Source organism: Amphritea opalescens (assembly GCF_003957515.1).
Classification (GTDB): domain Bacteria; phylum Pseudomonadota; class Gammaproteobacteria; order Pseudomonadales; family Balneatricaceae; genus Amphritea; species Amphritea opalescens.
The window spans coordinates 94,330-118,239 of sequence record NZ_RQXW01000008.1; the positions used below are offsets into that span (position 1 = coordinate 94,330).

23 protein-coding genes are annotated in these 23,910 nt (G+C 49.2%); 18 read left to right on the top strand and 5 right to left on the bottom strand.

Annotated features, from left to right (window positions below; translation table 11 throughout):
- Positions 1-28 precede the first annotated feature (28 nt).
- From nqrF to sthA, 4 genes are all read left to right on the top strand, one after another.
- Positions 29-1,255, top strand: a complete 1,227-nt coding sequence (nqrF, locus tag EH243_RS10595; protein ID WP_126158635.1) for an NADH:ubiquinone reductase (Na(+)-transporting) subunit F — start codon at positions 29-31, stop codon at positions 1,253-1,255.
- A gap of 16 nt (positions 1,256-1,271) precedes the next feature.
- Positions 1,272-2,297 carry an FAD:protein FMN transferase gene (locus tag EH243_RS10600; protein WP_241235056.1) on the top strand — a complete coding sequence of 342 codons (1,026 nt, stop codon included), beginning with the start codon at positions 1,272-1,274 and terminating at the stop codon, positions 2,295-2,297.
- Between the two features lie 9 nt (positions 2,298-2,306).
- Positions 2,307-2,546 carry a (Na+)-NQR maturation NqrM gene (gene nqrM / locus EH243_RS10605; protein ID WP_126158636.1) on the top strand — a complete coding sequence of 80 codons (240 nt, stop codon included), beginning with the start codon at positions 2,307-2,309 and terminating at the stop codon, positions 2,544-2,546.
- A gap of 138 nt (positions 2,547-2,684) precedes the next feature.
- The gene (gene sthA, locus EH243_RS10610; RefSeq protein WP_126158637.1) at positions 2,685-4,085 is read left to right on the top strand and encodes a Si-specific NAD(P)(+) transhydrogenase; all 1,401 of its coding nucleotides are present in this window, start codon (positions 2,685-2,687) and stop codon (positions 4,083-4,085) included.
- 70 nt (positions 4,086-4,155) lie between these two features.
- Here sthA and EH243_RS10615 read toward each other — a convergent pair whose 3' ends face one another.
- The 3 genes from EH243_RS10615 to EH243_RS10625 form a co-directional block, all read right to left on the bottom strand.
- Entirely contained in the window at positions 4,156-4,383 is a 228-nt protein-coding gene (locus EH243_RS10615; protein ID WP_241235057.1) for a hypothetical protein, read from the bottom strand.
- A 113-nt stretch (positions 4,384-4,496) separates the two neighbouring features.
- On the bottom strand, positions 4,497-5,342 hold the full coding sequence (locus EH243_RS10620) for a DNA replication terminus site-binding protein (RefSeq protein WP_126158639.1): 846 nt from the start codon (positions 5,340-5,342) through the stop codon (positions 4,497-4,499).
- Complete coding sequence (locus EH243_RS10625) at positions 5,329-5,901, bottom strand: PilZ domain-containing protein (RefSeq protein WP_126158640.1); 573 nt, start codon at positions 5,899-5,901, stop codon at positions 5,329-5,331. The genes EH243_RS10620 and EH243_RS10625 overlap by 14 nt, the downstream gene beginning before the upstream one ends.
- Before the next feature lie 99 nt (positions 5,902-6,000).
- Here EH243_RS10625 and EH243_RS10630 point away from each other — a divergent pair, with 99 nt between their 5' ends.
- Both EH243_RS10630 and lolD read left to right on the top strand, forming a co-directional pair.
- Positions 6,001-7,245: a lipoprotein-releasing ABC transporter permease subunit gene (locus tag EH243_RS10630; RefSeq protein WP_126158641.1), complete on the top strand. Its 1,245-nt coding sequence runs from the start codon at positions 6,001-6,003 to the stop codon at positions 7,243-7,245.
- On the top strand, positions 7,238-7,927 hold the full coding sequence (lolD, locus tag EH243_RS10635) for a lipoprotein-releasing ABC transporter ATP-binding protein LolD (protein ID WP_126158642.1): 690 nt from the start codon (positions 7,238-7,240) through the stop codon (positions 7,925-7,927). The genes EH243_RS10630 and lolD overlap by 8 nt, the downstream gene beginning before the upstream one ends.
- 40 nt (positions 7,928-7,967) lie before the next feature.
- On the opposite strand, the gene EH243_RS10640 is transcribed toward lolD, so the two are convergent.
- Complete coding sequence (locus tag EH243_RS10640) at positions 7,968-8,621, bottom strand: DUF2062 domain-containing protein (RefSeq protein ID WP_126158643.1); 654 nt, start codon at positions 8,619-8,621, stop codon at positions 7,968-7,970.
- A 78-nt stretch (positions 8,622-8,699) separates the two neighbouring features.
- On the opposite strand from EH243_RS10640, the gene EH243_RS10645 reads away from it, so the two are divergent.
- Genes EH243_RS10645 through murB form a run of 8 tightly spaced genes read left to right on the top strand, consistent with a single transcriptional unit; the run spans position 8,700 to position 15,631 of the window.
- A complete protein-coding gene (locus EH243_RS10645) occupies positions 8,700-10,988 on the top strand; it encodes a DNA internalization-related competence protein ComEC/Rec2 (protein WP_126158644.1) in 2,289 nt (762 codons plus the stop codon).
- 60 nt (positions 10,989-11,048) lie between these two features.
- On the top strand, positions 11,049-11,669 hold the full coding sequence (locus EH243_RS10650; RefSeq protein ID WP_126158645.1) for a MotA/TolQ/ExbB proton channel family protein: 621 nt from the start codon (positions 11,049-11,051) through the stop codon (positions 11,667-11,669).
- Positions 11,670-11,681: 12 nt separating this feature from the next.
- The gene (locus EH243_RS10655; protein ID WP_126158742.1) at positions 11,682-12,101 is read left to right on the top strand and encodes an ExbD/TolR family protein; all 420 of its coding nucleotides are present in this window, start codon (positions 11,682-11,684) and stop codon (positions 12,099-12,101) included.
- A gap of 2 nt (positions 12,102-12,103) precedes the next feature.
- On the top strand, positions 12,104-13,135 hold the full coding sequence (gene lpxK / locus EH243_RS10660; protein ID WP_126158646.1) for a tetraacyldisaccharide 4'-kinase: 1,032 nt from the start codon (positions 12,104-12,106) through the stop codon (positions 13,133-13,135).
- 25 nt (positions 13,136-13,160) lie between these two features.
- Positions 13,161-13,346, top strand: coding sequence for a Trm112 family protein (locus EH243_RS10665; RefSeq protein WP_126158647.1), 186 nt, complete (start codon positions 13,161-13,163; stop codon positions 13,344-13,346).
- Between the two features lie 5 nt (positions 13,347-13,351).
- Entirely contained in the window at positions 13,352-14,110 is a 759-nt protein-coding gene (kdsB, locus tag EH243_RS10670) for a 3-deoxy-manno-octulosonate cytidylyltransferase (protein ID WP_126158648.1), read from the top strand.
- Positions 14,111-14,135: 25 nt separating this feature from the next.
- On the top strand, positions 14,136-14,609 hold the full coding sequence (locus EH243_RS10675; protein ID WP_126158649.1) for a low molecular weight protein-tyrosine-phosphatase: 474 nt from the start codon (positions 14,136-14,138) through the stop codon (positions 14,607-14,609).
- Positions 14,606-15,631: a UDP-N-acetylmuramate dehydrogenase gene (gene murB / locus EH243_RS10680; RefSeq protein ID WP_126158650.1), complete on the top strand. Its 1,026-nt coding sequence runs from the start codon at positions 14,606-14,608 to the stop codon at positions 15,629-15,631. The genes EH243_RS10675 and murB overlap by 4 nt, the downstream gene beginning before the upstream one ends.
- Positions 15,632-15,930: 299 nt before the next feature.
- Here the strand turns inward: murB and rne are convergent, their stop codons facing one another.
- Positions 15,931-19,110, bottom strand: a complete 3,180-nt coding sequence (rne, locus tag EH243_RS10685; protein WP_420897536.1) for a ribonuclease E — start codon at positions 19,108-19,110, stop codon at positions 15,931-15,933.
- A gap of 503 nt (positions 19,111-19,613) precedes the next feature.
- Here rne and rluC point away from each other — a divergent pair.
- The 4 genes from rluC to EH243_RS10705 all read left to right on the top strand — a co-directional run bounded on the left by rluC (position 19,614) and on the right by EH243_RS10705 (position 23,895).
- Complete coding sequence (gene rluC / locus EH243_RS10690) at positions 19,614-20,594, top strand: 23S rRNA pseudouridine(955/2504/2580) synthase RluC (RefSeq protein WP_126158652.1); 981 nt, start codon at positions 19,614-19,616, stop codon at positions 20,592-20,594.
- Positions 20,595-20,603: 9 nt separating this feature from the next.
- Positions 20,604-21,710: a DNA-binding protein gene (locus EH243_RS10695; RefSeq protein WP_126158653.1), complete on the top strand. Its 1,107-nt coding sequence runs from the start codon at positions 20,604-20,606 to the stop codon at positions 21,708-21,710.
- A 168-nt stretch (positions 21,711-21,878) separates the two neighbouring features.
- Positions 21,879-22,853: an HTH-type transcriptional regulator CysB gene (gene cysB, locus EH243_RS10700; protein WP_126158654.1), complete on the top strand. Its 975-nt coding sequence runs from the start codon at positions 21,879-21,881 to the stop codon at positions 22,851-22,853.
- A gap of 97 nt (positions 22,854-22,950) precedes the next feature.
- Complete coding sequence (locus tag EH243_RS10705) at positions 22,951-23,895, top strand: RluA family pseudouridine synthase (RefSeq protein ID WP_126158655.1); 945 nt, start codon at positions 22,951-22,953, stop codon at positions 23,893-23,895.
- The last annotated feature ends 15 nt before the right edge of the window (positions 23,896-23,910 follow it).

A 23,910-nucleotide genomic window follows, 5' to 3' on the forward strand; every position in this document is an offset into this window, starting at 1 on the left:
CATGATCAACTAAAGAAGGATTAAGCTAATGAATGCAGAAATCGTTCTCGGCGTTGTCATGTTTACCGCGGTAGTGCTTGCACTGGTCGCGGTAATTTTGGCAGCCCGTTCGAAACTGGTAAGCAGTGGTGATGTTACTATCACCATTAACGATGATCCGGACAAGAGCGTTACCGTTCCTGCCGGTGATAAGTTGCTGCAAACGCTGTCAAGCGTCGGCATCTTTGTACCCTCTGCCTGTGGTGGCGGTGGTACCTGTGCACAGTGTAAATGTCAGGTGTTGGATGGTGGTGGTTCTATGCTGCCAACTGAAGAGTCCCACTTCACTATGCGTGAAGCGAAAGAGGGCTGGCGTTTATCCTGTCAGGTTGCTGTTAAGCAGGACATGAAAATTGAACTCGAAGAAGAGATCTTTGGGGTCAAGAAATGGGAATGTACTGTTGAGTCAAACCCTAATGTTGCGACTTTCATCAAAGAGCTGACGTTGCGTCTGCCTGAAGGTGAAAATGTCGACTTCCGTGCCGGTGGCTATGTACAGTTGGAATGTCCTCCTCATGAAGTCTTTTACAAGGATTTCGATATTGAAGAGGAATATCGCGGCGATTGGGATAAGTTTGATCAATGGCGTTTTGTGTCGAAAGTGGATGAAACCACTATTCGGGCTTACTCCATGGCTAACTATCCTGAAGAACGCGGTGTCGTGAAGTTTAATATTCGTATTGCTTCACCACCACCGGGTACTGATGTGCCTCCAGGTAAAATGTCGTCCTATGTCTTTAGTCTGAAGCCAGGCGATAAGATCACTGTTTACGGGCCATTTGGTGAGTTCTTCGCTAAAGATACCGATAACGAAATGGTCTTTATCGGTGGTGGTGCAGGTATGGCGCCGATGCGTTCTCATATCTTCGATCAGCTAAAACGTTTGAACTCGAAGCGTAAGATCTCTTTCTGGTATGGTGCCCGCTCTCTGCGTGAGTGCTTCTACAATGAAGAGTACGACAAGCTTCAGGAAGAAAACGATAACTTTAGCTGGCATTTAGCACTGTCTGATCCGCAACCAGAAGATAACTGGGAAGGTAAAACAGGCTTCATTCACAATGTGTTGTATGATAACTATCTTAAGGATCACGAAGCGCCTGAAGATTGTGAATACTACATGTGTGGACCTCCGATGATGAATGCGGCGGTTATCCAGATGTTGGTTGATCTGGGTGTTGAGCGTGAAAATATCTTCCTTGATGACTTCGGTGGCTGATTAACAGATGTCTGATATGTCCAGGCGTAATATTAAACGGCCGGCAGCTTTGCTGCTGGCCGCTTCGTTTATGTTGCTTGCCCTGTTGGGCTGCAGTAAACAACCTCAGATTGTTAGCCATCAAGGGCCAACAATGGGGACTTCTTTCTCGGTAAAATGGGTCTCTACTGATACCGCAGTGGATGCCATATTACCCGCAAAAATCGATCAGCTTTTGGTCGATATCAATCACAGCATGTCTACCTATCAAGATGATTCAGAACTCAGTCGCATCAATCAGATGCCGGCCGGTGAGTCTGTTATGTTATCGGTTGGTTTGACACAGGTTTTAAAACAAGCTTTAGAGATTAGCCACTCATCTGGCGGCGCATTTGATGTCACTGTTGGGCCATTGGTTAATCTGTGGGGCTTTGGTCCAGATGGTCGCATTATTCGCGCGCCCGCTGATGCCGACATTGAGGCATTACGTCAGCGGGTGGGTTATCACTATCTGACGCTCTCGGGTGAGCAGCTGACTCGTGAGCGTAATGTCTATATCGATCTATCCGCCATCGCCAAGGGTTATGGTGTTGATCAGGTCGCTGAGCTTCTTGAGTCGGCAGGGGTTAGTGCCTATCTGGTGGAAGTGGGTGGTGAGTTACGCGCTAAAGGTGTGAAACCTGATGGGAGTCATTGGAAGATCGCGATTGAAGCGCCGGTGTCTGGCGAGCGTATCGTTCAGCGCATCATTAAGGTTCACAATATCGGTATCGCCACCTCTGGTGATTACCGTAACTATTTTGAGGAAAACGGGATCCGTTTTTCTCATACGATTAACCCAGTGACCGGCAAGCCGATTAATCATAAGTTGGCGTCGGTAACCGTGTTGGCTAAGGATTGTGCCACTGCTGATGGACTGGCAACGGCGATGATGGTGTTGGGTCCTGATAAAGCGGAAGCCTATGCTGAACAGCAGGGGGTTGAAGCATTAATGATTGTAAAGTCTGATGAAGGCTTTGTAGAAATAATGACACCGGGATTTAAAGATTACTTGGTGGAGTGAGGAAATAGTATGAGTACGATGATTTTAACCTTTGTAGTGTTGTTGTTAGTGGTTGCGGCTATGTCGGTTGGCGTGATGATGGGGCGTAAACCGATAGCGGGTTCCTGTGGTGGTCTTGCTGCGGTAGGCATTGATGAAGAGTGTTCTATCTGTGGTGGTAACCCTAGTAAATGTGAAGAAGAGCAAGATAAGCAAGGCCGCAAGGAAGAGTTAGCTGCGCTGGCCTATGATGCTAAATCTGGGCGTTAATCAGCCCGCTAGTCATTCTGAGTATTTAGCCGGTATCTTGTGTGTATCGGTTGTCTGACGTTATCGCACCGATACAGAGGGTGTTTCGTTTTTCAACTTAAAACAATATAGAAATTTATCAGATAACAGGGGAAAGTGATGGCTGTATATGACTATGATGTCATTGTGATTGGATCGGGACCGGCCGGTGAAGGCGCAGCGATGAATGCTGCGAAGAAAGGACGCCGTGTTGCCGTGATCGAAACGCAGAACTCTGTTGGGGGTAACTGTACCCATAAAGGGACTATCCCATCAAAGGCCCTGCGTCATTCGGTTAAGCAGATCATAGAGTTCAACACCAACCCCATGTTCCGTGATATCGGCGAGCCTCGCTGGTTTTCCTTTCCTAAAGTACTTAAGCGGGCAGAAAAGGTTATCTCCAATCAGGTCATGATGCGGACTAACTTTTATGCGCGCAACCGTATCGATCTGTTTTTTGGCCAAGCAGAGTTCGTTGATAAGACGACGGTATTGGTTACCGGTACGGTGAAAGGCGATGAAACTTTACGCGCCAAGAACGTGATTATTGCTACCGGCTCACGTCCCTATAAGCCGGATAATATCGACTTCACCCATCCCCGTATTTATAACAGCGATACCATTCTAACCTTGAGCCACACGCCGCGCACACTGATTATCTATGGTGCGGGTGTTATTGGTTCTGAATACGCATCCATTTTCAGTGGGTTAGGTGTCAAGGTCGATCTGATCGACTCAATGGATCGACTGCTATCCTTTTTGGACGCTGAAATATCAGATTCATTGAGTTACCACCTACGGAATAACGCCGTTAAAATTCGTCATAACGAAGTGTATGACAAGGTGGTAGCGGACGAACGCGGCGTCACGTTATCGCTTAAATCCGGTAAAATGATCCGTGCCGATGCTTTCCTTTGGTGTAATGGTCGTAGTGGTAATACGGACATGCTGAAGCTTGATAATATCGGGCTTGAGGCGAACGGTCGTGGTCAGATTGAAGTGGATGAGCACTACCGTACCAAGGCTGAAGGGATCTATGCCTGTGGTGACGTGATTGGCTGGCCTGCATTGGCGTCCGCTGCACTCGACCAAGGTCGGGCGGCTTCGTCTGATATGTTGAAGGCGGAGGATTTCCGTTACATCAATGATGTGCCGACGGGTATTTATACCATCCCAGAGATCAGTTCGATCGGTAAAACGGAAGAGCAGTTGACCGAAGAGTGCGTGCCTTATGAAGTGGGCCAGGCTTTTTTCAAAGATACGGCGCGGGCGCAGATCTCAGGTGAGCCTGTCGGTATGCTGAAAATTCTGTTTAACCGCGATACTTTGGCTATTCTCGGCATCCATTGTTTCGGAGATCAGGCGTCAGAGATCGTGCATATCGGTCAGGCGATCATGAACCAAAAGGGTGAGGCTAACAGTATTAATTATTTTGTTAATACCACCTTTAACTATCCAACTATGGCTGAGGCCTATCGGGTAGCGGCGATTGCCGGACTGAACCGTATCTCTAATCTCTGATTATTCTCGGTATTAAAAAACCGCCTCATTGGGCGGTTTTTTGTTATTAGCTTTTGGCTTTTAGCTCGGATTAGTCAGACGAGCTCTCATCTTTTGGTTTTTTTTCTGGTTGTTTGTAAAAACCATCTTCGTAATACTTGCCGGTTACATTGAGTTTCTTTTCGACCCAGCGGTTGTAGTGCTTCCAAGCAAAGAAACCTGGAGTCATGGCGATCATGATGCCGAGCATTAAGCCGGAGCCGGCGTATTCTTGCGGCAATAGCGCTGTTACCCAGTCATAAAATCCGGTTTTATCCATTAGCAGATAGTATCCGAGTAAAAAAAGTAACCCAATAGCGGTCGCGATGTGATGAAGGGTTTTGTTATGTGGCTGGGCTTGAGGGTTTTGCTTCGGGTCAGACATGCAATGGATTATCCCAAATATCGGTGGGCTCTGAGGCTAGGTAAAAAAGGCTGTGGATCTATTTTAAGATCGCTGCGCTCTAATCGACTACGTGCCTCAGGGGGTGTCAGTGGAGGCTCATTATACTCAGGCAGTCTTGGATTATCACTGTTCAGCGCGATAATAATCGGCAATGACGTGTTTTGTGCTTTACGCATTACAAGGTCTTGTTCTTTCCATGTCATATTGGCGCGCATAACCGGCACCTGTGACTGAATCTGTGCCAGCCTATCGCTGGGGCGTAGATTACCAACCGCTTGTAGTTGTTGCTGTATATGTCGTTGGCTGGTATCCATTTTAAGAAGCTTTTGTTCGGCCTCTGCCGGTGTTAGCTTGCGAATACTGCGGCCACTGGTGTACCAACTGAAACCGATTTTAGAGGGGCAGTGCTCTAGCAGGGGAATTTGTCGATAACATTGTTTGAGATGAATTCTAGCGGCGCCATGCCGTTGCAGTATCTCGGCTATCTTTTCGCTACGGTGGTGGAGTTCTTTGAGGGTGTCCGTTGATCGGCTCAGGCGATAATGAAGTGCAAGCGTCTGAAAGTTGGCCTTAGCTTCATTTAGCTGAAGGGTGGCGGCGATGAGTTGAGGGTCGGCACCAATGATGCCATGTTGGCTGAGGGTAGTTCGTCCATCTTGGCCGTCCTGATACCAAATATCGGTATACAGGGCAGCCGCTTGTTGTAAGTTTTGTGCGGGCCCAGGCAGCCAAAAAGGTAAAGTACTTTGTTGTAATTGTTGCGAAAAGTGAATGAGTGCCTGATTGAGTTGGTTCAGGCTATCAATTAACTCAACAGCACTAGTATTGTTCATCTATCTTCTGGCGATCATGGGTCTGGCGGTTAAGGATGTAGCGGGCAACAATCATGCGACTACTTTCCGGCATCTCAGTAAACTCGATCCCTATTTTGTACTGACCATCTTTCTGCTTTTCGCTGCAATAGAGGGTTTGTCCATAGAGTAGAAGCCCGCTATGGGTTTCTTCGAAAACCACCTTGAGTGCTAGGAAGCTTTTCAGTTCGACCGGCTCTGGGCTATAAAATGACATGCCGCCTTCACTGAGGTTAATCTCTTGCGCGGAAAGATGTTCAAAATCGACATCACTTTTAGCGATGGCATGGGCGATAGCGTCTATTTTATTATTCATCAGTTCAAGATAGGTGGCGATCATCGGCTCTTTTTGAGCAATCTTGCGCAGGTGGTAGCTGCTATCGCGACTATATTCTTGAAGTTGATTGAGGAGCAAAAAGAAAGGGGAGACCTGAAATTGACTCGGAAGACGTCCGTGCCGCATTTCATCTTTAGTGATGATTTTATAGTCGACTGCTACTTTGCCATTGATGCGGAAATATTGACGTCGTTCCTGATTCAAAATTACTACCCTCGAGATTTTGTCACTTTCATTGAGTATAACGAATATTATTATGATTTTGTTAGAGAAATTTATCCGTCTGTGATTTAATCCTCAGCCATGTTTAGACCATTCTCTCTGTACGTTGGCCTGCGATATACCGCCGCCAAACGGAACAATAATTTTATCTCCTTTATCTCGCTAGTCTCGATGCTGGGGCTGATGTTGGGTGTTGCCGCGCTGATTGTCGTCCTGTCGGTTATGAACGGTTTTGACCGTGAACTGAAGGATAGAATCTTAGGTATGGTGCCCCATGGTACGATTTCGGATTACGGCCAGCCCCTTGAAGATTGGCAGGCGGTGTCTGAAAAGGTCAACCAGCAGGCGGGTATCATTGGTACTGCTCCCTATATCCAAGCGCAGGGTATGCTCACTAATCGTGGTGTCGTGCGTGGCGTGTTGATCAACGGTATTGAGCCCGAGCTAGAAACCAAAGTATCCATATTAGGTGATCATATCAAAGCGGGTAGCCTCGGTGCGTTAAAGCCGAAGTCGTATGGTATCGTGCTTGGGTCTCTGTTGGCCCGCTCAATGGGGGTTAATATTGGTGATAAAATCACATTAGTATTACCTGAAGCGTCGATTAGTGTGGCGGGGGTGATACCTCGGCTCAAGCGGTTTACCGTGGTTGGTTTATTTGAGGTTGGCGCAGAATTGGATGCTAACCTAGCTTATATTCATATTGCCGATGCGGCGCGCATTAAACGTATGGATAGCGGGGTGGATGGTATCCGTTTGCAGTTTAATGATCTGTTCGAAGCACCGTCGCGCATTAAGCAGATTGTTGCCGACTTGGGCGGTTTCTACCGCGCTAGTGATTGGACGCGTACCCACGGTAACCTGTTTCAAGCGATTCAGTTGGAAAAGAAAATGATTGGCTTGCTGCTGTTTCTTATCGTCTTTGTCGCCGCGTTTAATATTGTTTCAACCTTGGTCATGGTGGTAACGGATAAGAAGGGCGATATCGCTATTCTTCGCACATTAGGCGCGACACCCGGCTGTATCATGCGGATCTTTATGGTGCAGGGGACGGTGATCGGGGTGATGGGAACGTTACTCGGTTCCATCCTAGGGATTGTACTGGCGTTGACGGTGACCGATCTTATTGCCTGGATTGAACATACCTTTGGTATTCAGTTTCTCAGCGCCGATGTTTACTTTATTAGCTATCTGCCATCTCAGTTAAAGTTAGAAGATGTCGTTGTGATCATCTGTGTGGCGTTGAGTATTAGCTTTTTGGCCACTATTTATCCGGCTTGGCGGGCTTCTCGTACACAACCGGCTGAGGCATTGCGTTATGAATGATCTGGTGTTGGAGTGTATCGATCTCAAAAAACACTACGGTGAGGGTGATATTACTGTAGAGGTTTTGCAAGGGGTTCAGCTGCAGGTTAGGCGGGGTGAAACTCTCGCGATTGTGGGGAGTTCTGGCTCGGGTAAAAGTACCTTGCTTAATATGTTGGGTGGCCTCGATCTGCCGAGTTCAGGCGATGTGCGAGTGGATGACCGATCACTGTTTGAGATCAGCGAGCAAGCCCGTGCCAAGCTGCGTAACCGTTCTTTGGGTTTTGTTTATCAGTTTCATCATTTGTTGCCTGAGTTTACCGCACTGGAAAATGTTGCCATGCCGCTGTTAATTCGTGGCGAAGATATCAGTGTCGTACGTAAGCAGTCGGCTGCAATATTGGATTCAGTAGGATTGTCCCATCGGCTTGAGCACAAGCCGTCGATGCTTAGTGGTGGTGAACGGCAGCGGGTGGCCATTGCTCGTGCGCTGGTGACTAATCCTGCCTGTGTGTTGATGGATGAACCGACGGGTAACCTTGATCGTCATACTGGGCAGGAAGTGCAAGCGTTGATGAACGGGCTCAATAGCGAGTTTGGTATCTCTTTTGTGGTGGTCACCCATGACCTTGAGTTAGCGCAGAAGCAGGGGCGTGTGGTTGAGTTGAAGGATGGGCTGTTACAGCCGATAACCCTCTCATAATCTGGATATATTAAACTGATGATATTAAAAAGCCGGAATCCTATTCCGGCTTTTTGCTATCTGAGTGGTCTGTTTCTGTGCCAGAGTCGGGCGACTTCTGCTGTGGGTCCTCGGCTTGATTTACCTCTGGGCTATCCGGATTATCCGACGAGGTCTTTGCCGCTTTTTGTTTGCGTAGCGTAAATTTACGTCCTTGACGGTTACGCCAGCTTTTATTGACATGCCATACCCAAAAGCGCTGCATCAACAGATAACCCAGCGAACCGCTGACAAGGCCGCAGACCAATGAGCCGACAACTAGCGGCAACCAGATATGGTCTAGTTCCGCTTTAATCCACTGAAGGCTGACTTCGAAATCGATCGCGACCACATCGACGCCAATAATGAGTGTGCCTATCCAGTAAGCGAAATAGAACATCGGCGGGATGGTCAGTGGGTTTGTCAGCCACACAAGGCTGACAGAGATCGGTAGGTTGCTGCGCACGAACAGCGCCGCCACCGCCGCAATCAACATCTGCGAGGGAAGAGGGATGAATGCACAGAATAGCCCCACGAAAAACGCTCGGCTGACTGACTTGCGGGTCAGGTGCCAGAGGTTTGGATCATGTATATGACTACCCAACCAGCTTAGATAGCGGTTGGATTTGAGCTTTCGCTCATCGGGCATAAATTTTTTAATAAGTTTGCGCGGCATCAGGGAGGAACTTATAGTTAGCTGATGGGGGAGCTAATTATGCCTCCTTCAATCCATTAAGCCAACCGGTAATCAAGGATGATTGGTATAGCATTGGGGATGCTGTTGGTCGCTTGGCTGCCACAGCTACTGCCATCTTGGGTTCTTGTCGCGCTATTGGTGTTTTTGTTGGTTGATTGTCTGCCGCCGTTTAGGCGATGGCTTGGCTTGAGGCCTCTATATAACACTGGGTTGCGCATTCAATTTGCGGGTTTTCTGCTGGGCATTTTGTATGCCTCAGGCTGGGGATATGTCAATCTCAGCCAGCGAATGCCGCTGTCGATGACGGCGCAAACATTAACCGTTGTTGGGGTGGTTAGTGACTTGCCGGACTCCTTTTCGGATATGCGTCGATTTCGGTTTGACGTTGATCAGCTATCTGATACATCCACGAACATCGACTTACAGCATCTGTTACTGAGTTGGTATAAAACCGATGAGCGAATCGTGCCGGGTCAGCAATGGCAATTTGTCGTACGGATTAAACCCCCGAGGGGGTTAAGGAACCCCGGCAGCAGTGATTATCAAACCCGTTTATTTGCAGACCGAATCAATGCTAAGGGCTATGTGCGCAGCGCGAAGCTTCTCGCTGAGCCTCAGCAAACGGGGCGAAGTCAGGTTGCGTATCAGCGTTATCAATTGCGGGAGTGGTTGGTAGGGCTGCCATTAAATGAGCGAGCGCAAGCAACGGTGCGGGCGCTTGTGTTGGGTGATAAACAGGGGTTGCAGGACCCTCAGTGGCAAATCTTAAGGCAGAGCGGTACGGTGCATCTTATCGTGATCAGTGGTCTGCATATCGGTATCGCTTGTCTCTTTGGCTATGGCATCGGCTGGTTGCTGCAGTTAGGGCTGCGGCGATTGACAGTCAAGGCCGATGATCTTCGTGCGTATCGCATTGTACCGGCGCTCATAATGGCTTCGGGTTATGCCTTGTTGGCCGGCTTTAGTATTCCGACTCAGCGTGCCTTAATTATGTCGCTGGCGATGTTGTTGCCGCTGCTGTTTAATCGGTCTATCAGTGTGTGGTTACGCTATCAGTTGGCGTTAGTGCTGGTGTTGTTCCTGCAGCCGTTAAGTTTTTATCAGCCGGGATTCTGGTTGTCCTTTGCGGCGGTTGCTGCCCTGTTGCTAATCGTTAAAGGGGAGGCCAGTAAAGGTATCGTCACGGTACTACGAACTCAATGGGCGGTTTTTCTGGGGTTGATGCCGCTGTTATTGCTTTGGATAGGTCAGGTTACCTTGATCGCTCCGTTAGTAAATCTAGTGGCTATCCCGCTATTAACCTTTGTTGTCTTGCCAGGGGTGATATTGGGGTTGTTGCTGTGCCTCATTGAGCCGGCTTTCGGTGCCTCTCTCTTAAATGGCTTATTGGATTATTTCTGGCAGATACTTGAGTTTTGTTCTCCTGCCGGTGGGGTGCTGAGTGGCTATCCAAGTACCCTGGCCGTTGTGTTGGGGTTGTTGGCGGCGGTATTGTTAATTTTGCCTCGCTGGACGGGTGTCGGATATTTTGGTCTCTTTCTGTTGCTGGCGTTAGTTTTTCCGGCGCGCGACTCTATCGATTCGGGTGATTTTCGCGCCACGGTAGTGGATGTGGGGCAGGGCTTAGCGTTGTTGATTGAAACCGCTAACAAAACCTTAGTCTTTGATACGGGCGCTGCGTTTAAAGGACGTAGTATTGCGCGATTTACGTTAATTCCCTTGTTGCAAAGCCGCCATATTGAGCATATTGATCGGCTTGTATTAAGCCATAAAGATAATGATCATGCGGGTGGCTATCCTGAGTTAAACTCGCAGTTCGAGATCAAACAGGTGCTTTCGGGCAGTCCGACACTCTACCGCCAACCATCAATACAACCCTGTGTGGCGGATGATGCTTGGGAGTGGGAGGGCATCCGGTTTCGTTTTCTTCAGCCCGCTCGGTTGTCTGTGGTGAATGAGAATAATCGTTCCTGCGTGCTACTGGTAGAGTCTGAGCAGTGTTCGCTTGTTATTCCCGGTGATATTGAGGCGGGTATTGAACAGCAAATATTGGCTAAATATCCCGATCTAACAACCAACTGGTTAGTGGCCGCGCACCATGGTAGTCGGTATTCGAGTTCAATCGGGTGGTTGCAAGCGTTGCATCCTGATTGGGTGCTATTTAGTGCGGGTTTTGATAATCCATATGGGCATCCTGCACAGGCGGTGATTGATCGATTAAATCGGTTACAGCTGCCCTGGTTGAATACTGCGGAGCAAGGCGCACTAATGTTGGAGAGCAGGGCCAACGGTTGTTTGACTAAAACCTATCGAGATCAGAAAAAGCGTTATTGGACAGCAGGTTAATCACTACACTGGCGTCGGACTCTATGCTAGAGTATGGGCCGGTCTGAAGGAGAAAATCTGGTGTTTGAGTTGATACAATCCGGTGGTTGGCTAATGCTGCCAATTATCGCCTGTTCTATTTTGTCTCTGGCTATCTGTCTAGAGCGATTTTGGGTGCTGCAGAAAAAAAGAGTAGCGCCGGCAAACCTCTTATCCGAGGTCTGGACGATGGTACGCAATGGTGAAATGACGCCTGAGCGGCTGTTGCAGATCCGTAATCAAAGTTTTCTTGGCCAGATTATGGTGGCGGGTTTAAATAACTCGACCCATGGCCGCGAGATCATGAAGGAAAGTATTCAGGAGGCGGCTCAGCATGTTATGCATCAGATGGAGCGGTTTCTTAATTCACTAGGCACGATTGCTGCCATCTCCCCGTTATTAGGGTTGCTGGGTACGGTTATCGGTATGATTAAGGTATTCGCCGAGATCATGTTGCAGGGTACCGGTAACGCTAATGTATTAGCGGGCGGTATTTCTGAGGCACTCATCACGACTGCGGCAGGTTTGTCGATTGCGATCCCCGCGTTGGTGTTTCACCGTTATTTTCAGCGTCGGATTGAGACACTGTTAATTGAGATGGAGCAAGAGTGTCAAAAACTGGTTGAAGTGGTTCATGGCGACCGTGAAGTAGATTTCGAGTAACCGATGAGTCGATTGAAATTCAAACGAAAGCAAACAGAAGACGTTTCTGTCAATTTAACGCCCTTGATTGATGTGGTCTTCCTGTTGCTGATATTTTTTATGGTGTCGACCACCTTCACCAACGAAACCCATCTGCAGATCAGCTTGCCTGAAGCGGATGGCGAAGCAGTTGAGGCTAAGGCGGATACCTTAGAAGTGCTGATAGGCGTTGATGGTGGCTATACCGTTAACGGTCAAAGCTTACTGAATAATCAGCCGGAAACCCTACGCCGTGCGATTATTGATCAGGTAGGTGATGATCGCAAACTCCCCTTTATTATCTCTGCCGATGGCAATGCGGCGCATCAATCGGTGGTTACCGTGATGGATGTGGCTGGAAAATTGGGTTTTGCTGGCCTCAGCATTACCACTCAGAAACCGGCTGAGCCTTAGTGATGGGGCTGGAACAGGCCTGGTATAATGGCAGTCGTTGGCCTGCCTTGTTGCGGCCGTTGGAACGACTGTTTCGTTGTTTGGCGACTCGACGTCGGCAGCAATACCTTGATGGTATTAAGGCGCGTTGGACAGCCCCAGTGCCCGTTATTGTGGTGGGTAATATCTCCGTCGGCGGCACCGGTAAATCCCCTTTAGTTATCTGGTTAATTGAGCATCTTCGAACCCAAGGCTATAGCCCAGGCGTCATCAGTCGGGGTTATCGAGCCTCACCGCCGACGACACCCTATTTTGTCACTGCAGCGGCTAAGCCTTCCGAAGCGGGGGATGAGCCATTAATGATCGTGCGCCGCACGGGCGTTCCGTTGGTGATCTCCGCTGATCGGGTCGCCGCAGCCAAGCATCTATTAACTCAGGCGGCCTGTGATCTGATCATCAGTGATGATGGTTTGCAGCATTATGCGCTCGACCGCACGGTTGAGATTGCGGTTATCGATGGGGCAAGAGGTTTCGGTAACCGTCGTTGTCTACCGGAAGGTCCGCTAAGAGAACCCGTAGAGCGACTCAATGATGTTGATCTTATCGTGGTGAATGGCAACGCTTCGCCGGCGCTACTCGAATCTGCGCATGCGAGTAAAGCGTTTCAGATGACCCTAGAAGCAGGGTCGTTAGTTTCCTTAAGCACGCATCAAGTTGTTGAGCCTAGCGCTTGGCGCGGACCGCGTCAGGTGAATGCGGTCGCCGCCATCGGCAACCCCGTGCGTTTTGCGCAAACATTGGCGAGTCTTGGGTTTACTCCTCAGCTTCATCCCTTTGCCGATCATCACCAATATAGCCGCGCTGATGTTACCTTTGCGCAACCCTTGCCGTTGATAATGACTGAGAAAGATGCGGTTAAGTGCGATCATCTAGGGCTTGATGATGCCTGGTATTTACAGGTTAATGCGATGATGGATAAAAGTTTTTCTGCTTCACTCGAGGCTATACTAAATACTGCGTTGTCTGCCGATACTGAGCAGAATAGCGCTTACTAAAGCATTTCACACAGAGGCACTAACGATGGATAAGAAATTACTCGATATCCTGGTTTGTCCGGTATCTAAAGCACCGGTTGAATGGAACAAAGAGACAAACGAACTGATCTGCCGAACCTCCGGGCTAGCTTATCCTATTCGTGATGATATTCCGGTGATGCTGGAGACCGAAGCTCGCACGCTGACGACCGATGAACGTTTGGAGAAATAGCGGCTATGGCTTTTTCTGTTGTTATTCCTGCGCGTTTTGGTTCTTCCCGCTTTCCCGGTAAGCCGCTGGCGGATATTGCCGGTAAACCGATGATCCAGCACGTGTATGAGCGTGCAATTCAGAGTGAGGCGCAGCGGGTGATCATCGCAACCGACGATCAGCGTATCGCCGATGTTGCAGCAGGCTTTGGCGCCGAGGTCTGTATGACTTCGGCGGAACATCTGTCTGGTACCGACCGCTTGCAGGAAGTGGTTCACTCTTTGGGCTTCTATGCCGATGATATCGTCGTCAATGTGCAGGGTGATGAGCCCTTGATTCCACCTCGGATTATTAATCAGGTGGCGCATAACCTCAGTGCGGTGTCCGACGCGAGCATTGCGACTCTGAGTGAGCCGATTAACGATATCGAGTCTTTATTGAATCCTAATGTGGTTAAAGTGGTGTCAGACCAAAGTGGTCGGGCGCTCTATTTTAGTCGGGCTCCTATTCCTTGGCCGAGAGATGCATTCAACACTGAGCTTGGTCGAAGCGTGATGCCTGCCGGCGTTGATTTTCAACGCCATATTGGTATTTATGCTTATCGGGTTAAGCTGTTGAATAATTTCGTTCTCTGGCCGCCTGCGCCGCTAGAAGAGACGGAGTGTCTCGAGCAGTTACGGGCGATGTGGAACGGGGCAATCATCCATGTTGATGTGGCCGATGAGCTGCCGCCAGCAGGGGTGGACACACCTGAAGATCTTGAGCGGATACGTCATCTTTTTTGAACCTTGATTAACCGGAGGAGATAGCATGAAACGCGTTCTTTTTATTTGCTTGGGTAATATTTGTCGTTCCCCAACGGCCCATGGTGTCTTTCGTGCACTGGTGGAGCGTCGAGGTTTGGCGCATTTAATAGAAATCGACTCAGCGGGTACCGCTGCTTATCATGTGGGGAATCCTCCGGATCATCGAGCAGCGGCCGCTGCATTGAAGCGCGGGGTCGATCTTAGTGATCTACGGGCGCGCCAAGCAGTGACTGCTGATTTTCATCACTATGACTTTATTATGGCGATGGACAAAGAGAATTTATCCGAGTTAAAAAGGATCTGTCCGGCTGATTATAAGGGGCATCTAGGTTTGTTTCTCGAGCTTGCCGATCTATCTGAGCGAGAAGTCCCTGATCCTTACTATGGTGGGCCTGCTGGGTTTGATCATGTGCTAGATTTGGTTGAGGTGGCGTCTGCAGCGCTGTTAGAGCGTATAGCTACCGAGCTTAATCAATGAGTCTTGAGATTCAGGAGAATATCTCTCTCAAGCCCTATAACAGTTTCGGTTTTGACGTCTCTGCACGTTACTTTGCGGTTCTAGAGAGTGCTGGCCAACTTGCCGAGGTGCGCGACTTTATTCAACGCCATGACCTGCCGGTACTCTTTATTGGGGGCGGCAGTAATTTAGTGCTCACGGCCGATCTCAATCAGCTCGTCGTGGTTAATCGCATTCATGGTTTGCAGATGAGTCCTAACCCTGACGGTAGTATTTGCGTGACGGCCGGTGCGGGAGAGGAGTGGCACGGCTTTGTTCGTTGGACGCTGGAGCAGGGCTGCTATGGCCTTGAAAACTTGTCGCTGATTCCAGGCACGGTCGGGGCGGCTCCGATTCAGAATATCGGTGCTTATGGTGTTGAGCTCAAGGACTGTTTGTCGAGTCTAGACGCATTTGATATGGAAACAGGGCAGGCGGTCGTCTTTAGTGCGGATGAATGTGAGTTTGGTTATAGAGACAGTATCTTTAAGCGCCGCTTTCCTGGCCGCTATCTGATTACGGCGGTCACTTTTACCTTAAGTCGAGAGTTCAATCCTAAGCTGCAATATGGCGGGATCGCGGATCAGCTTAAAGCTCGACAGATAGCGACCCCTGAGCCGCTACAGTTAAGTGATCTTATCGGCGACATTCGTAATGCTAAGTTGCCTCAGCCCGCTCAGATTGGCAATGCAGGTAGTTTTTTTAAAAACCCGATTATACCAGTGGATCAAGCTGAAAAATTGAAGCATGACTATCCTGAATTGGTGATGTTCGCTGACCAGCCTGGCTATTGTAAGTTGGCGGCAGGTTGGTTGATTGATCGGCAAGGATGGAAAGGCCATCGGCAAGGTGATGCGGGCGTTTATAGCAAGCAGGCGCTGGTGTTGGTGAATCACGGTACGGCTAGCGGTGCTGATATTCTTGAGCTTGCGGCAGCGATTCAGGCGGATGTCTATCAGCAGTTTGGGGTTATGCTGGAGATTGAGCCGCGTTGTTATCCTTGATGATTTAGCCTTCCTTCGAAAGGCATGAGATACGACATAAAGCCGCGATATGATTCGCGGTTTTTTTATGCCCGGCGAATATTTTTTTAGATATATAGAGCGGTTAGTCGTAGGTTTGGTCATGCTGAGCTGTAAAACAGTTGCGGAAATGAGATGAAATCGCAGGGGCTGGCGTTGTTGGGTGTATCTTGAATGCTGTGGAGCTTACCGTTTTAGCGGCTGCTGAATGACAGGCAAAAAAAAGCACCCCTGTAGGGTGCTTTTATTAATCAGCGTTTATACGCTTATTGCATAGGCAATTAGCTATTGCTGCTTTCTTGGCTCTCGTCCGCAGAAGCTGAAGTAGCGGCTTCAGTGCTTTGTAGACGAGGGTCGTTAGGCGCACGTCGTTGACGACGTTTGCGCGGTGCAGTCTCTTCTGTTGCCACCGGTGGAGGTGTTTCCCGTTTTGGACGAGCGGTCATCACCTCTTCGGGTGCAACGGTTGGCGCGCTTAGATCTGGACGCTTACGGACACGACGACCGGTGGGGCGGGCAGGTTCTTCAACAGGTTGCTCGATTTCAATTTCGATTTCAACGGTGTTGGATTCTTCTGGCGCTTCGGTCGGTGTGGCGACGGCTTCGATCGGCTCAGCTTTAACCGGTTCCTTAGTAGCAACCGGTGCTTCAGCAGGGGTTTCTTCTGCTTTAGGCGCTTCTGGCGCTGTTTCAGCTTTAGCTTCAGGCTCAGGGATGAGTTCAGCTTCAAGTACGAGGGTATCAGAGATTTCCTCGTCAGCGACTGGCGCTGATGTCTCTTCAGTACTGGCAGCTTCGACTTCTACAGCTGCTTCTGTTGCTGCTTTAGTCTCGCTGACCTGCTCTGTCTCAGGGCTAGGCGCATCGGTAACCGGTGCCTCAACAGCTGCTTCAGTGGTCGCAGCTTGAGTCGCGGCTTCCTGAATCGGTGCTTCTTGAGTCGGAGCTTCTTGAGTCGGCACTTCTTGAGTAGGTGCTACCTGAGTTGTCGTTTCTGAGGCTTCTTCCACTTTCGCAGAGGTCGTTTCAGTATTTTTGACAGTCTCTTTGGCTGGCGCAGATGCAGACTCTGCTGTAGCGGCTTTGGCTGCAGTGTTATCTGTTTTTGGTCCGCGACGACGTTGGCGACGTTTACGAGGCGCTTCTTCTGACGATTTATCTGCTTTTACTGGAGCAGCTGTTTCGGCTGGGGCGGTCTCGCTATTGTCACTTGGTAACTGAACGGCATTCTCTGCGGCGTCAACTTTAACGTCGGTAGGGGCGAGCAGTTCGGTGTTTTCAGTGTTGTTGCTGTCAGCGGTACGCTTACCACTGCGTTCACCGCGACGACGACGTCCGCGACGACGTTCACCGCGAGGGCGACCATCTTCGTTTTTCTCGGCAGGTTTATTTTGCTCGCTGCTTTTTTCAGGCTGAGTCGGTTGAGCATTGTTTTGCTCTTCACTCTGCTCTTTTGGTGCAGACTTATCCCGCTCATTGCGACGACGGTTGCGTGAACGACCTCGGCTTGGCTCTTCAGTGGTGTTATCGCGCTCTTTTTGCACGACAGGCTCTGAAGTGTCAGACAGGTTGTCGATTATTTTATCGCTGTCACGACGTTGATTGCGGTTACGATCGCGATCTCGGTCACGACGGTTATTCGTGCGTTTACGGCCACGTTGTTTTTTGTTGCGCTCTTCCCGTTCTTGCTCGAGTTTAGCTTTTTCCTGTTCGAGGCGAGCCTTTTCTTGAGTATCGTCTGAACCGCCAAATAGGCCGCCCAATGCACTGAAGATTCGGCTAGTTAACGATACCGGCGCTGGTTGTGCTGGCGTAGCTGCTTGAGGCGCTGGAATCGGAGCTGATGCTGGCGCAGGGGTCGATGGTGCTACCGTGCTGACGGCGGCGCGCTCTCTGACAGGCGGCGCTTGTGGCGCGGTTTCAACAATCAGTTCCTCTTCAGTTTCTGGCTGAAGGGTATAACTAGCGTCATTGGTGTTAATAACGGTGTGATCATCACGTAAACGAACCACTTCATAATGAGGTGTTTCCATGTTGGGGTTCGGTACAATAACCACCCGAACATGATGACGAACTTCTACTTCGTGTACTTCGCTACGTTTTTCGTTCAGTAGGAAGGTTGCCACGGATACCGGTAGAATGGCGCGAATCTGTGCGGTGCGATCTTTTGATGATTCTTCTTCAATAAGACGCAGGATAGACAGTGCCAGTGATTCTGTATCACGGACGGTGCCTTGACCATTACAGCGAGGGCAGACGGCGCCACGGCTTTCGATCAATGATGGGCGAAGTCGCTGACGTGACATCTCCATCAAACCGAAGCGGGAGATGCGACCTAACTGAACTCTAGCGCGGTCGACCTTAAGTGCGTCGCGCATGCGGTTTTCAACTTCCCGCTGGTTCTTGATGGGGGTCATATCGATAAAGTCGATAACGATGAGTCCACCAATATCTCGTAGGCGTACCTGACGAGAGATCTCATCGGCTGCTTCGAGGTTGGTCTGCAGGGCGGTTTCTTCGATATCGCTACCGCGGGTTGCGCGAGCGGAGTTGATGTCGATAGAGACCAGTGCTTCGGTCGGGTCTATAACAATAGAGCCGCCGGAAGGTAGCTGAACTTCCCGTTGGAAGGCAGTCTCAATCTGACTTTCAATCTGAAAGCGATTGAATAGTGGAATCGCCTCATCATAGAGTTTGATCTTGTTGAGGTAGCTCGGCATTACCTGTTGAACGAAGTTGATCGCTTCCTGATAAACCTCAGGCTTATCGATCAGTACTTCGCCGATATCCTGACGTAGGTAGTCACGAATCGCTCGGATAACCACATTGCTTTCTTGATAAATCAGGAAAGGGGAACGACGTTCTTCGGCGGCGCCGGTGATCGCGTCCCATAGGGTCATGAGATAATCGAGATCCCATTGCAGTTCTTCAGAGGTACGGCCGATACCCGCAGTACGTACGATAGCGCCTGTTTTTGGTGGGATAGTGACCCCATCAAGCGCTTCTTTAAGTTGTTTGCGGTCTTCGCCTTCGATGCGGCGGGAGATACCACCGGCACGAGGGTTATTCGGCATCAATACCAAATAACGGCCAGCGAGACTGATAAAGGTTGTCAGTGCAGCGCCTTTATTGCCGCGCTCTTCCTTATCAACCTGAACAATGACTTCGGTCCCTTCGGCAATAACCTCACGGATATTCGGACGACCGCCTTTATCGGAACCTTTCTTGAAGTATTCTCGGGAGATCTCTTTAAGGGGGAGGAAGCCGTGGCGTTCTGAGCCATATTCGACAAAAGCAGCTTCTAGGCTAGGCTCAACGCGGGTGATTTTACCCTTGTAGATGTTAGCTTTCTTCTGCTCACGGGAGCTGGACTCGATATCCAGATCATAAAGGCGTTGGCCGTCTACCAGCGCAACGCGCAACTCTTCTTGTTGAGTTGCATTAATTAGCATTCTTTTCATTGTTTGTTAGCGTTCTCTTATAACACTAACGCACTTCATCCAGCCGCAAGCCACACAGAGAGGTGCCTGTACTCAATACAACAGGCACGCAAAACAAAGTCTTCGTAACGACTTTTGTGTTTAACTTAATGCCGTGCTACATCGTTATGTAACGCGGTCTTATCGACGGTGAAGGAAACAGTTGCCTCGTATCGACTGTCTTGTCTCAAGTCTGATCGGGCTGGTGCTGCCGGTTATATATTGGCAGGTTCCGGGCAACTGACATCTACACCTCCAACTGGTTTTGCCATATCAGGGCATAGCCAACTGGGTGAAATACGTAGTAATTCTTTTTAAATTGATGCTGTACGAGGGATTCATACCGGTTATTTGCTTGATTTTATGTACTAAATGGCAAAATAACAGGGAATTTCAAATTAGCTAAAGCCAACTGCCCGCAGCAGCGTTAGAATATAGCAGCTTAAATAGATAGCATCAATCGAAAGGTCCGATATCCCATTAATATGTCAGAAGAAACAACAACATCCGCCCCTGCCGTTCAATGGTTTGAAATTGATTCAGAGCTAGCGGGGCAGAGGATAGATAACTTCCTTCGCACACGCTTAAAAGGTGCGCCTAAAACGCTGATTTATCGTATTTTGCGTAAAGGTGAAGTGCGGGTTAACAAAAAGAGAATCAAGCCTGATTACCGTCTGCAGGATGGTGATCTGGTGCGGGTGCCGCCGATTCGTCTCAGTGCCGAGAAGCCCCAGGCCGAGGTGAGTGACAATCTTCGGGAGCTGGTTGAGCGCTCTATTCTGTTTGAAGATAATGATCTTATTGTCATCAATAAGCCTTCAGGGTTAGCAGTGCACGGTGGTAGCGGTATCAGTCTTGGATTGATTGAAACGATTCGTCAGATGCGCCCCGACGCTAAATTTCTTGAGCTGGTTCACCGTCTCGACCGAGATACGTCCGGTTGTATTATGGTGGCTAAGAAACGCAGTGCATTGCGATTTTTGCATGCCGCTATGCAAGCGAAACAGATTACCAAGATCTATCATGCCCTAGTTGAGGGTAAATGGTCGGCAAGAAAGCTTAAAGTCGATGCGCCTCTGCAAAAGAATGAACTTAAGTCGGGCGAGCGCGTCGTAAAAGCGCACCCATTAGGTAAGCTTTCGCTGACTGAATTTAAAGTACTGCAGCGATTTGGTAACTTTGTCACCCTAGTTGAAGCGCGGCCTATCACCGGTCGTACCCATCAGATTCGGGTGCATTGTCAGTTTGCCGGTCATCCTATTATTGGTGATGATAAATATGGAACCGACCCGGTTAACCGTGAGATGAAAAGTTACGGTATTCGTCGCTTGTTTCTCCATGCCGCCGAGCTGCGTGTACCGATGCCCTCCGGTGGGCGAAAGATTTTCCACGCACCCTTGGGTGACGAGTTGGAAAAGAGTTTAAAAAAATTGAAAAAAACTGAAGGGCAATCTACAGCCCGGTAGGCGTTATTAATGAGTCAACAGATCAATACTGAAGAGTTTAATAAAGCAGCGGATGCCATGCTCAAAAGTGGTAAAGCACCCAATGTGGCTGAACTGGCAAGCATGCTTGACGTGGATGCCGATCAAGTGGCTGCATTGCTTGAGCAGTGGTGGAGTGTGTTGCCGGACCGTATGCGAATGTTGGGTGATACCAGCGTTAAAATTCCGGGACTGCCTGAATCCTTAGTGCAAAGTTTCGAGTCCTTATGGCAGCACGCCATACAGGAAGCGCAGTCGGCGATGTCGACCGATAAACAGTTTCAACAGTTGGCCAGCGAAGATGCGCGCCGTCATTCTGAAACTGAGCTGTTTAAAGTGCAAAGTCAGCAAGCGGAAATGGATCAACATTTTCGAGATCTGAAACAGCAGTTAGAGCAAGAAAAGCATCAGATACAAGCACTCGATGCAGAAATTGCTGTGTTGAAGATTAACTTGGTGTCGGCAACCGCAGGACAGAAGACAGAAGAACAGCGTCGCCTTAATGTGGAGCAGGAACTTAATCTGCTACAGAAAAAAATGGATGATGCTAAGCGCACCTTTGATCAGCGTATTATCGAAGAGCAGCGTCACGGGCTTGATCAGGTGGCTAAAGCTGAGGCCGATACTCGCTATTACCGTAGCGCGTTGGAGAAGTTCAGGGATGAGTGTGGCCGTAAAGAGTCTACCCTGACCAAGGATATCCATAACCTTCAGGGATTGCTGGCGAAGAAAGATGTCAAGCTGGAGACGACCGGCACTCAAGTGAAAACCCTAGAAACTGAGCTGAAGCGTTATAAGAGTCAAGAAAGTCAGCGGGATCGTGAAAAAAGCCAGCTGAGTTCGGCACTGCTGTCCGAGCAGAACCGTTGCAAGCGGTTAGAGGGCAAAGTCGAAGAGATTAAGGATGAGCTGAAACGCACCGCTCAAAAACATATGCTGGCCCTGAACGATGCTTCTCGCCGCGAAAATATGTTGCGTAATCAGGTGAAAGACAAAACGGAAGAGGCGATGCGTGCTAACGCTAGGTTAACGGCGGTCGATAAAAAGATAAGCAGTTATGAAGAAGAGATTCGTAAATTGCGCAGTCGTCTTTCCTGATCAAAACGCGGGGTCTGTTGTGAGTGTTGCCTTTGCCTATTGGCAACACTGTTGGTCTATCTGTCAGTCGTTGATAAGCCTTTCCATTAAACAGCGCTTTGTGAATCGCATATCAGTGTTATAATTAATGGTTATTAAAGTTAAGTTTTATCGTTCCTGGAGGTATAAATGAAGTTGCAGCAGTTGCGTTACATATGGGAAGTGGCCCGACATGATTTGAATGTTTCAGCAACGGCGCAGAGTCTTTATACATCGCAACCGGGTATTAGTAAGCAGATACGGTTGTTGGAAGATGAGCTGGGTGTCGAAGTGTTTGCCCGTAGCGGTAAGCATCTGACCCGAGTGACCCCCGCAGGAGAGGCTATTCTCGAGGTTGCCGGCGATATTTTACGTAAAGTGGAAAGTATCAAGCAGGTTGCACAAGAGTTTAGCGATGAAAAAATGGGCAGTCTTGAGGTGGCTACGACGCATACTCAGGCGCGTTATGCCTTACCCGTGACGATTCATCGCTTTATGCAAAACTATCCGGATGTTTCTTTGCATATGCATCAGGGTACGCCGATGCAGATTGCTGAGATGGCGGCCAATGGCACCGTTGATTTTGCCATTGCGACCGAGGCGATGTCACATTTTAATGATCTCATTATGATGCCCTGTTATCGCTGGAATCGTTCGGTGGTTGTGCCTAAAGATCATCCTTTAGCTCAGGTGTCGAAGTTGACCCTGCAGGATGTCGCGCAGTACCCCATCGTAACCTATGTGTTCGGCTTTACTGGGCGCTCTAAGTTGGATGATGCCTTTAGTCAGGAGGGGTTAGAGCCGAAAGTGGTGTTCACCGCGGTGGATTCAGATGTTATTAAAACCTATGTGCGCTTAGGGCTTGGGGTTGGCATTATCGCCACGATGGCTTTTGAGGAGCAGAAGGATTCCGACTTAGTCTGCTTGGATGCCAGTCATCTGTTTGAATACAGCACCACTAAAATAGGCTTCCGCAAAGGGACTTTTTTGCGAGGTTATATGTACGATTTTATTCAGCAATTTGCGCCCCATCTGACACCCGAGGTGGTGAAGCGAGTGCAAGCCTGTAGTAATCGAGCCGAGATCGAAGAGCTGTTCGCGCATCAGGTGCTGCCGGATATGTAACACGAGCATTGTGCGACTATTGCACGACTATTGCACGACTATTGTGACAGAGCCTCTTATGAGGCTTTTTTTATGTTCATTCGGATGAGGTCTTGTGTTGGAACCCTTCAAACTCTCTTTTAAGGTGACGGATTATCATCACTTAACGGTGGCGGAGTTCCTACAAGATCGCTTGGCGAATGGGGATATTGACCGGTTGCCTCAGCTCTGTGCAGAAGGCCATGTCTATGCGGACGAGTATCGAATGGGCTTGGATGATGGGCTGAACAATGTGTCTGAGCTAAGGGTTATGTTGCCATATCATCAGGAAGAACCGGTGGATGATCGCTGGTTATTGCTCTGGCAAAACAGAGAGTTAATGGCGGTATTTAAACCACATAATCTGCCGGTTAGTCGCACGACACGTAATTTGTACAATACCTTGATCTCGTTAGTGCGGCGGCAAACGCCTTACTGTGATGCGCGCTTACTGCATCGGTTAGATAGTGAAACCTCAGGGGTTATTCTCTTAGCCAAGGATGCGGATGCTGATCGTCGTTGGAAGCCCCGTTTGAATGAACTGATAGAGAAAAAGCTTTATCAGGCTTGGGTGGAGGGTGTTCCTAGCTGGTCGTCAAAACGGATGGAGTGCCGTTTGTCAGAGAGGTTGGGTAGTGCTATTCGTAGTCAGGTCTATGTGATTGATGAAACAGATGTGTCCGATCACCATTGCTTTCTCAAGCCTCGTCTCAGTCAAACCCTGTTTCGGGTGTTAGGTATTCAAGCGGGTAGAGCATTGCTAGAGTGCCAACTCATCACGGGTCGTAAACATCAAATCAGGGCTCAGTTGAGTGATCTAGGTCATCCGGTGGTGGGGGATAAGATTTATGCCCATGAGGGGCGGTTTTATCTTAAGCGTATCGAACAGGGGCTCGATCAAGAGGACCTCTCGGTGCTGGGGGCGGAGCATCATCTCTTGCAAGCGGTTGCGCTGACGCTCAATGTCGATGGCGATGAGGTGCAGATTAGCGTACCTGAATCCCGACGGCTCAGGTTGCTTTAATAGGCGGTTGAGTGA